Source organism: Streptomyces sp. NPDC051172, assembly GCF_040682555.1.
Classification (GTDB): domain Bacteria; phylum Actinomycetota; class Actinomycetes; order Streptomycetales; family Streptomycetaceae; genus Streptomyces.
The window spans coordinates 1-11,067 of the sequence record NZ_JBFBBE010000159.1; the positions used below are offsets into that span (position 1 = coordinate 1).

An 11,067-nucleotide genomic window follows, 5' to 3' on the forward strand; every position below is an offset into this window, starting at 1 on the left:
GCCCGCGCCGGGCGAGCGGCACCGCAACGAGTACTGCGAGAACGGCGCCAAGCACATCAGTGACGAGGCCACCTCCCGGCGGGTGACCGCGGACTTCTTCCGGCAGTACTCGGTGGACGAGCTGAGCCGGAAGTCGGACTACTGGCTCAACCAGCAGGGCCGGCTGACCGAGCCGATGGTGCTGCGCGAGGGCGCGACCCACTACGAGCCGGTCGGCTGGGACGAGGCGCTGGATCTCCTGGCCCGGGAACTGCGCGCCCTGGACCACCCGGACGAGGCGCTGTTCTACACCTCCGGGCGGCTGGCCAACGAGCCGGCCTTCCTGCTGCAGCTGTTCGCCCGCGCCTTCGGCACCAACAACCTGCCGGACTGCTCCAACATGTGCCACGAATCCAGCGGTTCGGCCCTGAACGAGACCCTGGGCATCGGCAAGGGCAGCGTCGGCCTCGACGACCTCTACAACGCCGACCTGGTCTTCGTCGTGGGGCAGAACCCCGGCACCAACCACCCGCGGATGCTGTCCGCTCTGGAGGAGACCAAGCGGCGCGGCGGCAGCGTGGTCGCGGTCAATCCGCTGCCCGAGGCGGGACTGCTGCGCTTCAAGCATCCGCAGAAGGCGCGCGGCGTCATCGGCCGCGGCACGGACATCGCCGACCAGTTCCTGCAGATACGCCCCGGCGGTGACCTGGCCCTGTTCCAGGCGCTGAACCTGCTGCTCCTCGATGCGGAGGACAAGGAGCCGGGCACCGTCCTGGACCGCGCGTTCATCGACGAGCACACCACCGGCTACGACGACTTCGCCGAACGGATCCGCGCCACGTCCTGGGATGCGGTCCTGGACGCCACCGGGCTGACCCGCGACGAGATCGAGCAGGTCCACGCGCGCGTGTTGAACAGCCGCAGTGTCATCGTCTGCTGGGCCATGGGCCTGACCCAGCACAAGCACGGCGTGCCCACCATCCGAGAGGTCGTCAACTTCCTTCTGCTGCGCGGCAACATCGGCCGCCCGGGTGCGGGCGTGTGCCCGGTGCGCGGGCACAGCAACGTCCAGGGCGACCGCACGATGGGGATCTGGGAACGGATGCCGCAGGCGTTCCTGGACCGGCTGGGGCAGGAGTTCGGCTTCACCGCGCCGACCGCGCACGGCCTGGACTCCGTGGACTCCATCCGGGCCATGCGCGACGGACGGGCCAAGCTCTTCCTCGGCGTCGCGGGCAACTTCGTGCGGGCCACGCCCGACAGCGACGCCACCGAAAGCGCCATGCGCAACTGCCGTCTGACGGCGCACATTTCGACCAAGCTCAACCGTTCGCACACGGTGTGCGGACGCACCGCACTCATCCTGCCGACGCTCGGCCGCAGCGACCGGGACGTCCAGGCGGCCGGCGAGCAGTTCATGACGGTCGAGGACTCCATGAGCGAGGTCCACGCCACCCGCGGCCGGCTCGCCCCCGCGTCCCCGCACCTGCTGAGCGAGGTGTCCATCATCAGCCGCCTCGCCCGCCGGGTGCTGGGCTGCGAACCGGAAATCCCCTGGGAGGACTTCGAGGCCGACTACGACCTCGTCCGCGACCGCATCGCCCAAGTCGTCGACGGATTCCACGACTTCAACGAGCGGGTGCGGCGCCCCGGCGGCTTCCGCCTGCCCAACCCGGTCAACTCCCGCGTCTTCCGCACCCCCAGTGGCAAGGCGGTCTTCACCGTCAACGACTTCACGATGCTCCAGGCACCCAAGGGCCACCTGGTCCTGCAGACCCTGCGCTCGCACGACCAGTGGAACACCATCCCCTACGCGATGGACGACCGCTACCGGGGCATCAAGCGCGGCCGCCGCGTCGTCCTGGTCAACCCGGCCGACCTCGCCGACCTCGGCCTGGCCGACGGCAGCCTCGTCGACCTGGTCAGCATCTGGACCGACGGCTCGGAGCGCCGCGCGGAGGCCTTCCGCGTCGTCGGCTACTCCACTCCCCCGGGTTCGGCCGCCGCGTACTACCCGGAGACCAACGTCCTGGTGCCCCTCGACAGCGTCGCGGACATCAGCAACACCCCGACGTCGAAGAGCGTGATCGTCCGCCTGGAGCGGGCGCCCGAGCGGGCACCGGCATGAGCAGCGGGTCGGCCTGACTCGACGAGCCCGATCGTTCGTCCGCGCGCACGGTGTCAAGATCGACGTCCGGCCCGTGGAGGGGCACAGGCAGTGGTGGCTGGAGCGGGGCGTCCCCGCAGCAGTGATCGACCGAATGGCGGCCTACCAGGACAGATGGGGCGGTCTGCTCCTGCCACCTGCGTCCCAGTCGAGCTGGACGGCCACGAGCCGGTGCGCGCGGTGATGGGCCTACTCGGGGCTCGAGCGGGCCCCCGTGGCGACGCACTGCCCGGCATATCCGTAATTCTGCAACGACAACGTCCGGTGTCCGTGGACCAGCGTGTAGCCGCTCGCCGCGGCCGTGATGGCCGCCGTCACCACCCGGTCCCGAATTCGTGGCCGCCGACCGCCGGACGGCTCGGGCTCAGGGTCGGAGGGATCCGGCTGTCGGGCGACCGCCCACCGGTCGGCTGCATCATGGGCCGGCCCTTCCAACTCGGCACGGAACGGTCATACCGGGGAGAGAGCGATGTTCGCACGGCCAGTTGAAGGTCGCTACGACGGCGGCCTGCCCTCCACCTGTGCGGCCTGGAGATCGGCCAGCAGCTCGGCCTGCCCCGCCAGCACGCCCGACAGGATCGTGCGGGCCACCCGGAGCAGCTCGGCGACGTGCGGGCTGGTCAGCGAGTAGTACACGGTCGAGCCCTCCTTACGGGTCTTGACCAGGTTCGCGCGCCGCAGCACGGCCAGCTGCTGCGAGAGGTGCGCAGGCTCGATGCCGACCTCGGGCAGCATCTCCGCGACCGCGTGCTCGCGCTCGCTCAGCAGCTCCAGTACTCGGATGCGGGCCGGGTGGCCGAGGGTTTTGAAGAACTCGGCCTTCAGCTGGTACAGCGGCGTACTCACCTGGCCGCCTCCTCCCCCGTGCAGCAGCACGACACCGCCGGCCGATCCTCGGCGCATCGCATCCACCCTCCCCCACCCTTCGGGCGGGGGGACCCCCACCTCGCTTCGCTCGTCGACAACATGCGGTCCATCCTCGCGTGCGACACCGTCCAGACCGAATCCGCTCCCGAGGAAGGCAACCGCCCGAATCCAGCGGTGGTGACCTGAGTAATTGCTAATGTTAGCAATTACTCAGGTCCCGTCACGGCTGACCGACCGGGGAGGTGGCGATGGGTGACTGGGACATGCAGACCGGCACCGGGATCCGCTTCGAGTGGGGATCCGCGGGAGCCGGCCGTCTGGCCCGCGAGGCCGCCTGTCTGGTCACCGTCGACGTACTGTCGTTCTCCACCACGGTGAGCGTCGCCGTCGAGAAGGGGATCCGCGTTCTGCCCTTCGGGTGGCCCGGTGGGCCCGCGACCGAGGCCGAACAGATCAGCGCCACCGAGGCCGCGGAGGCGTACGCCCGCCAGTGGGACGCCCGGCTCGCCGCTCACCGCACCACCGTCACTCCGTCAAACCCGTGGTCGCTCTCCCCGGCCCACCTGCGGGCCGCCCCCTTCGTGGCCCGCCTGGTACTGCCGTCGCCCAACGGCGCCGCCATCGCCGCCGCCGCGCCATCAGGCATGCAGGTGGTCGCCGCCTGTCTGCGCAACATCACCGCGGTCAGCAGGTGGCTCACCTCCCACGGCTACGGCACTCCCGAGCATCCCGTCGCCGTGATCGCCGCGGGTGAGCGATGGCCGGACGGGAGTCTGCGCCCCGCCCTCGAGGACCTTTTGGGCGCCGGATACCTCATCTGCGACCTGCACTCCCAGGGGAGGGGCCCACTCTCCACGGAAGCCGCCGCCGCGATGGCGAGCTACGAAAGCACCGCCGACATCGTGCACGCGGTCGCCACCAGCGCCTCCGGCCGCCGGCTGGCGGCGATGGGATTCGTCGCCGATGTGGCCATCGCCACCGAGGACGACGTCTGCGCACTCGTGCCCGTCCGGGACGGCGACGGGGCCTTCGCGCCGGGATGAGCCGGGGCGGTCACACGCCTGCGTGGTATATCCGGTCGGCCATCCGGTGGTGCGCCACTCGCGGCGCCCCTCCACCGATGCCGTGGGCGGCGAGCGCGGCGGCCAGATCGGCATGGACCGCGATCGGCGGGCTGTCCCCGGCGGGACGGGCGAGCCCTCGGCGGGAGTGGCGGAGCCGGCCCCAGGCTGCGGCCCGCCTCGGCGAGTCGGCGGGCGGCCTCGGTGACCGCCCGGGCCGTTCAGAGGGGAAGGGTGATCCAGATGCTCTTGCCACCGCCGTCGGCATCCGCCCGGACCACCGCGGTGCCGCCCAGGGCCAGGACGAGCTCACTGATGGTGGCCAGGCCGCCGGCACCGGTGCCGAGGTCCGCGCCGTACAGCACCGGCTGGTAGGGATGGCGGTCGTGGACGGCGAAGGCCAGGCAGTCCGGGCCCGCCGCGTAGATCACGGTCACCGTCGGGGAGAGAACGGCGGCGTGCCGGACGCTGTTGGTGACCAGCTCGGCAAGGATCAGCAGGGCCGGGCCCACTGCCGGGTGGCGCACACCGATGCCCCACTCGACCAGCGCCTGTTCCGCCGTCTCACGGGCCAACCGTACGGCCGGTGGTTCGGTCGGCAGGGTGAGCACGTGCCGGTGGGGCAATGTCTCGAGCTGTGTGGACGTCACTTGGCCTCCGCGCAGGCGAGGCGAAGCCTGGTGACCGCCTCGACGGGGCCGTAGTACGGACGACCGGACGGGCGTACTCCCCCAGCAGCCACAGAGCCAAGAGGAGGGGCGGCGGCAGTGCTCATGGCAGGGCTTCCTCGCTGGAGGTTCGGGAAGGGCGGGTGGGAAGGACGGGCAGGACTCCGGCCGTCTCCAGATACTCGCGGGCGGCGCGGATCGCCTCGGGGGTGGTGGCGTACTCCCGCCCCGCGTGCCGCAGCGGCTCCAGCGCACCGACCGAGTCGAGGACCTGGCGCTGGCCGGGGCGGATCCCTGAGGCGAGGACGACGATGCCACGGCGGCGCAGCTTCTCCACGGCGTCCTTGAGCACGAGGGCGCCGGTGGCGTCCATCGTCGACACCCGCGACATCCGCAGGATCACCACCCGGACGTCGGCGACATCGGTCAGCTCCAACAGGAAGCGGTGGGCGGCGGCGAAGAAGAGCGGTCCGTCGATGCGGTACGCGACGATGTGCTCCGCCAGCAGCGTGTGCTCCTCGGCGCTGTGGTCGCCCCGGTCGAGCGGAACCTGGTCGAAGCGGGCCTGCTTGGCGACGGCGCGCAGGGCGAGGGCACCGGCGACGACGAGGCCGATGATCACGGCGTACACGAGATCCAGGGCCAGGGTCGCCAGGGCGGTGAGGACGAGTATCAGCGCATCGGACCGGGTCGCCTTCACCATGGCCTTCAGCGAGCCCACCTCGACCATGCGGATCGCGGTGGCCAGCAGGACACCGGCGAGAGCGGCCAGCGGGATCTTCGACACGAGCGGCGCCGCCGCGAAGACGATCACGGCGAGAACGGCGGCATGCATGAGGGCGGCGAGCCGGGAGCCCGCGCCGGTGCGGACGTTGACCGCGGTACGGGCGATCGCACCGGTGGCCGGGACGCCCCCGAAGAGCGGGGCGGCGATGTTCGCGAGGCCCTGGCCGAACAGTTCCCGGTCCGGGTCGTGCTGCTGACCGACCGTCATGCCGTCGGCGACCGAGGCGGAGAGCAGGGACTCCAGCGCGGCGAGCGCCGCGACCGCTACTGCGGGCGCGACCAGGGTGCCGAGCGAGCCGAGGTCGAGGAAGGACAGCGACGGTACGGGCAGCCCCGACGGCAGGTCGCCGATCGGCCTCGCCGCGTCCAGGCCGGCCCACTGTGCCACGGTCGTCGCCGCGAGCACGGCGACGATCGAGAACGGCACGGTCGGCCGCCAGCGGGCCCCGACCAGCATGACCGCGGCCACCGCGACCGCGAAACCGGCGGCTGTCCAGTTCGGGGACTTCGCGAACTCCTCGACGGCACGCCAGGTCACCACCAGCACGCGGTCGCCCTCCGGCTTGGGCACACCGAGCGCGTTCGGGAGCTGCTGCAGGCCGATCACGCAGGCGATGCCGAGCGTGAAGCCCTCGACGACCGGGGCGGGCACGTACTGCATGTACTTCCCGGCCCGCAGCACCGCCAGGCCGACGAGCATGAGGCCCGCCATCAGCCCCACGGTGAGCACCCCCGTGGGCCCGTACCGGCCGACGATCGGCACCAGGACCACCGTCATGGCCCCGGTCGGCCCGGACACCTGCAGGCTGGACCCGCCGAACACCGCCGCAAGCGCACCCGCGACCACCGCGGTCGCCAGGCCCGCCTCCGCGCCCAGCCCGGAGGAGACCCCGAAGCCGAGGGCCAGCGGCAGCGCAACGATCGCCACCGTCAGGCCTGCCAGCAGGTCCCGGCGCGGGTCGCGCCGCAGCTCCGCGAGGTCGGCGCGCCCCGGCAGCAACACCACGATCCGGGCCCACACCCGGCCGATTCCCGCGGCCATCACGCGACAGCCTCGGCTTCCCGCAGCTCGGCCGGCAGCTCGATGCACCCGGTGAACATCATCGGCCCGTCCTGCAGCAGTTCCAGCACGCGGACACGACCCCTCGCATTCCCCTACAAGTCTCCGCGTCCGCGGGCGGACGCGAAGGCTGCGCCCGCACCACCTGCAAGCACAACCAAGCCAGCATCTAACCAATTGCGAAATTCTGCAATTCCGCATCCGACTCCACCCGGGGCAACCCTCGATGCGAGGGGTCCCGCGCCGGGGCTCTCCTGATGACACGCTGCCCGGGCAGCCCTCCCTCGGCACACGTTTCCGCTCATGCGTTGGCGCGGCCGGTCGTGGCCCGCCCCAGGTGGCGATCTGGGGGCGGGCCGACCTCGGCGCCAGGTGCGTCGTGGACCTCGACCCGGGCGCCGTCCGGCGTCGTCGGGCCGGTGAGGGCCTCGGCGGTGGCCGTCACCCGGTCGGGAATCTCGGCCCGCCGACCGGCGAGGTCCTCGTCGATCTCCACGTGGATGGGGACGACGTCCGTGCCGCGCGTGAGGAAGACCGCCTCGAACCAGTCGCCGGTCAGGTGCCAAGGCCTACTGGTGGCGATCTGCTCTGTCATCCCGCTTCCTCCCGCCGAGCCCGAGGGGCTCACTCGGAGTGGCGAGACCGGGTTTCCCGAGCCCGCTCGCGGGATCGCGAAACGGCCTCCGTTCCAGCTTGCGGCCGACCGGCCGGGAGGAAAACCCGCCCCTGCTCAGCGGTTCACACGAGGGCCGACGCGCCGATGACCTCGTCGGTCAGCCACCGTGCGACACCGTCGGGGTAGGGCGACGGCAGCCCCAGGACGATGTGCCGGAAGCCGGCCTCGATCGCCCCGGTGATCGCATCCCTCGTGACGTCCGGACGGTCGTAGGAGACGTGCAGGACGATCGAACGCGTGATCGCGGCCGGGTCGCGCCCGATCTCGGCGCAGTGGCGGTCCAGCAGGGCGCTGCGGCGGACGGCGTCGTCGATGTCGCCGCCCGGCATGTTCCACAGGTCGGCATGCTCGGCAGCTACGCGCAGGGTGGCCGATGAGCGTCCGCCGATGAGGATCGGCGGATGGGGGCGCTGGACGGGTTTGGGGTTGCCGAAGGCTCCGGTGAGGTGGTGGTGGGCTCCGTGGAAGTCGAAGGGCTGCTCCTCGGTCCACAGGCGCCGGATCACCGTGCACGCCTCGGCCAGGCTTTCCACGGCCCGGGCGGCGTCCTGGAAGGGCAGGCCGTGCGCCGGGTACTCACGCCGGGCCTCGGGCGGATCGGGCCGGGACCCGACGCCGAGACCGAGATCGAGCCGGCCGTCGGAGACGACGTCGACGGTCGTGGCGATCTTGGCCAGCATGGCGGGCGGCCGGAACCGATTGCTGGTGACCAACAGGCCGAGGCGCAGGCGGCGGGTCTGTGCGGCCAGGGCCGCAAGCAGCGTCCAGCCCTCGTAAATGGGTCCGTCCGGGTCGCCCGCGATGGGCATGAGGTGGTCGAACAGCCAGGCGTGCTCGATCTCCGGGATGGTGTCGGCCGCGCGCCAGACTTGCAGGATGTCGCGGTAGTCGACCTGCATGGGAGCGGTCATGATGCCGAAACGGATGCGCGGTGCGGTCGTCGTCATGGGGTTGCCGTTCCTCCTCGGACGGTCAGCGGCGTCGCAGTGACGGGTCGAGCAGGGCGGGCGGGGTGTCGTACTTCTCGTGCGGGGCCAGATCGGTGCCGGGGGCGACGATCGCGTCGATCGCGTCGAGTACGTCGGCCGGGAGCACGGTGTCGGCGGCGGCGAGTTGCGAGTGCAGGTGCTCGAGCGTGCGGGGGCCGATGAGTGCGCTGGTCACGGCCGGATGCACGGTCACGAATCCGAGGGCGAGCTGGATCATCGTCAGTCCGGCCTGGTCGGCGAGTTCGGCCAGTTGCTCGACGGCGTCGAGCCTGGCCCTGTTCTCGGGAAGGCCGGTGTCGAAGCGCTGCGGCATGAGCGTCGAGCGGCTGGTGGTGATGGAGCGTCCGGCGCGCACGGCGCCCGACAGCCAGCCCGAGGCCAGGGGGCTCCACACCAGCACTCCGAGCCCGTACTCCTCGGCCACCGGCAGGACGTGCGTCTCGACCCCGCGCTGCAGAATCGAGTAGCTGGGCTGTTCGGTGACGTACCGGCCGAGGTGATGCTCGCGAGCGGTCCACTGGGCCTGCACGATGCGGTGGGCGGGGAAGGTGGAGGACCCGAAGTAGCGGATTTTTCCAGCGCGTTGCAGATCGGTCAGGGCCGACAGCGTCTCCTCGTCTCCGGTGCTCGGGTCCCACCGGTGGATCTGGTAGAGATCGACGTGGTCGACGCCGAGACGGCGCAGGCTGTTGTCCAGCGCGGTGACCAGCCAACGGCGCGAGCCGCCCCGGTGGTTGCGCTCGTCGCCCATGGGCAGGCCCGCCTTCGTGGCCAGCACGATGTCGTCGCGGCGGCCCGCGATGGCTTTGCCGACCATTTCCTCCGATTCGCCGTCGCCGTACATGTCGGCGGTGTCGATGAGGTTGATCCCGCCTTCGAGCGCGGCGTCGACGATGGTGGTGGCCTCGTCCTGGGTGGTGCGCCCGATACTGCCGAAGTTCATCGCGCCGAGCGCGAGCGAGCTGACCTGCACACCGGTGCGGCCCAAGGTGCGGTACTGCATGACCGTGTTCCTCCATTGCGGGTGGGTGGCGGTGCGTTGCGACCGGGCATGACTTGGTCGCGGGGCTCCGGCTCTGGCATCATGAGCAAAGCGGAACGTCGCTCCGATTACGATACGGAACATTGTTCCGCTTCAGCAAGCCCGATGGCGGAGGGAATGGCACGGTGAACGACGGCGACAAGGGCGCGGGACGCGCAGCCCGCCCCAAGCGGACGGACGCCCGGCGCAACGAGCAGACCCTGCTCGACGCGGCCGCCGCGGTCTTCGTCACCTCGGGCGTGGAGGCGCCGGTGCGTGACATCGCGGCCCGGGCCGGTGTCGGGATGGGCACGATCTACCGCCACTTCCCGACGCGGGCGGACCTCATCGTCGCCGTCTACCGGCACCAGGTCGAAGCCTGCGCCGAGGCCGGCCCGGCCCTGCTGGCGAGCAGCCCCACCCCCTACGCCGCGCTGGGACAGTGGATCGACCTCTTCGTCGACTTCCTGGTCACCAAGCACGGGCTCGCCGGCGTGCTGCAGTCCGACAACGTCGGCTTCGACACCCTGCACGCCTACTTCCTCGACCGCCTCGTACCCGTGTGCACCCAACTGCTCGACGCGGCAGCCGCCTCCGGCGAGATCCGGTGCGACCTGAAGGCCTACGAGCTCATGCGCGGCGTCGGCAACCTCTGCATCGGCGCGGAAAGCGACCCAAACTACGACGCACGCCGACTGGTCGAACTCCTCATCGCAGGCCTCCGCCGACCGAGCTGACGTCCATCCATGAACCTGGACACAGTCGCGCAGGCGGCCGGACTGTTCGCCGTCACCAACATCGACGACATCCTGCTGCTGTCGCTGTTCTACGCGCAGGGCGCGGGCCACCGCGGCTCCGCACGCCGGATCACGTCCCCCTCGCACTGGGCCTGAAGTCGGCCTGGCAGGCGTGGAAACACCGCGACGACAAGGACGAGAACGACACAGGCGAGACGCCCGAGGGCGGCGGCCCGAGAACGCTGGAGGTCGCAGCGGTAACCTTCGCCGACGGCGGCGACAACATCGGTGTCCACGTCCCCGTGTTCGCCACCGCCGGCCTGGGCGGGATGAGGGTGTATGCCGTGGTGTCCCTGGCCCTGGTGGCCGTGTGGTGCCTTGCGGGCCGCTTCTTCGCCACCCGGCCGGTCATCGCCAAGGCACTCAGCCGGTGGGGGCACGTCCTGCTCCCCTTGGTCCTGATCACCCTCGGGCTGCTGACCCTCATCGAGGACGGCACACTCGGCGGGTAGCACCGGCCTGCCGGTGGCCGGGCCCGATCGTCCGGGCCCGGCTCGACATGCCCTGAGGGGCAGTCAGGGTCCGCCCGACGCCCCTATGTTTCTCCCCGGGCCGCCGGGTCGCTCGCCGTCATGCCGACGGCGTGACCCGCTGCACCACTCAGGATCACCTTCTCCTCGTCGTGTTCAAAGCGGTTCGCGAACGGGGCGAGCCGCTCGCGCTCCGCGTCCAATGGGGTCGAACGCTCCCGTTTCGCCGCCTACTTCGAGTGATCCGGCTTCGACGGCTGCTCCGGATACGAGGGCTTCTCCGGGTGCTCCGGGAACGCAGGCTTCACCGGATGCTCCGGGAACGCGGGCTTGACCGGGTGCTCCGGGAACGCGGGCTTCTCCGGGTGCTCCGGGAACGCGGGCTTGACCGGGTGCTCCGGGAACGCGGGCTTCTCCGGGTGCTCCGGGAACGCAGGCTTCACCGGATGCTCCGGAAACGCAGGCTTCACCGGATGCTCCGGAAACGCAGGCTTCACCGGATGCTCCGGAAACGCAGGCTTCACCG

At 71.1% G+C, this 11,067-nt stretch carries 9 protein-coding genes and 2 pseudogenes; 5 read left to right on the plus strand and 6 right to left on the minus strand.

The features are described from left to right. Window positions 1-2,107 (plus strand): FdhF/YdeP family oxidoreductase (locus tag AB0N07_RS45305; protein WP_365845847.1); only part of this gene is annotated, 2,107 nt, incomplete at its 5' end. Between the two features lie 534 nt (window positions 2,108-2,641). Here the strand turns inward: AB0N07_RS45305 and AB0N07_RS45310 are convergent. Beyond that, window positions 2,642-2,992: a metalloregulator ArsR/SmtB family transcription factor gene (locus tag AB0N07_RS45310; protein WP_099933171.1), complete on the minus strand. Its 351-nt coding sequence runs from the start codon at window positions 2,990-2,992 to the stop codon at window positions 2,642-2,644. 269 nt (window positions 2,993-3,261) lie between these two features. On the opposite strand from AB0N07_RS45310, the gene AB0N07_RS45315 reads away from it, so the two are divergent. Beyond that, window positions 3,262-4,056, plus strand: a complete 795-nt coding sequence (locus AB0N07_RS45315; RefSeq protein WP_365845849.1) for a 2-phosphosulfolactate phosphatase — start codon at window positions 3,262-3,264, stop codon at window positions 4,054-4,056. A 239-nt stretch (window positions 4,057-4,295) separates the two neighbouring features. On the opposite strand, the gene AB0N07_RS45320 is transcribed toward AB0N07_RS45315, so the two are convergent. From AB0N07_RS45320 to AB0N07_RS45340, 5 genes and pseudogenes are all read right to left on the minus strand, one after another. Continuing rightward, on the minus strand, window positions 4,296-4,724 hold the full coding sequence (locus tag AB0N07_RS45320; RefSeq protein ID WP_365845851.1) for an ATP-binding protein: 429 nt from the start codon (window positions 4,722-4,724) through the stop codon (window positions 4,296-4,298). A 121-nt stretch (window positions 4,725-4,845) separates the two neighbouring features. Beyond that, window positions 4,846-6,570, minus strand: a complete 1,725-nt coding sequence (locus AB0N07_RS45325) for a SulP family inorganic anion transporter (RefSeq protein ID WP_365845853.1) — start codon at window positions 6,568-6,570, stop codon at window positions 4,846-4,848. A 370-nt stretch (window positions 6,571-6,940) separates the two neighbouring features. Further along, window positions 6,941-7,111: pseudogene (locus AB0N07_RS45330) on the minus strand (DUF1326 domain-containing protein); the annotation flags it as partial. Window positions 7,112-7,326: 215 nt separating this feature from the next. Beyond that, the gene (locus AB0N07_RS45335; protein ID WP_365845855.1) at window positions 7,327-8,211 is read right to left on the minus strand and encodes an LLM class flavin-dependent oxidoreductase; all 885 of its coding nucleotides are present in this window, start codon (window positions 8,209-8,211) and stop codon (window positions 7,327-7,329) included. Window positions 8,212-8,236: 25 nt separating this feature from the next. Beyond that, window positions 8,237-9,256 carry an aldo/keto reductase gene (locus tag AB0N07_RS45340; protein WP_365845857.1) on the minus strand — a complete coding sequence of 340 codons (1,020 nt, stop codon included), beginning with the start codon at window positions 9,254-9,256 and terminating at the stop codon, window positions 8,237-8,239. 164 nt (window positions 9,257-9,420) lie between these two features. On the opposite strand from AB0N07_RS45340, the gene AB0N07_RS45345 reads away from it, so the two are divergent. The 3 genes and pseudogenes from AB0N07_RS45345 to AB0N07_RS45355 form a co-directional block, all read left to right on the plus strand. Continuing rightward, entirely contained in the window at window positions 9,421-10,011 is a 591-nt protein-coding gene (locus AB0N07_RS45345) for a TetR/AcrR family transcriptional regulator (RefSeq protein ID WP_365845859.1), read from the plus strand. Between the two features lie 9 nt (window positions 10,012-10,020). Then, a pseudogene (locus tag AB0N07_RS45350) lies at window positions 10,021-10,523 on the plus strand (cadmium resistance transporter). Window positions 10,524-10,654: 131 nt separating this feature from the next. After that, window positions 10,655-11,067: hypothetical protein (locus AB0N07_RS45355; protein WP_365845861.1), on the plus strand; the 413-nt coding region annotated here is incomplete at its 3' end.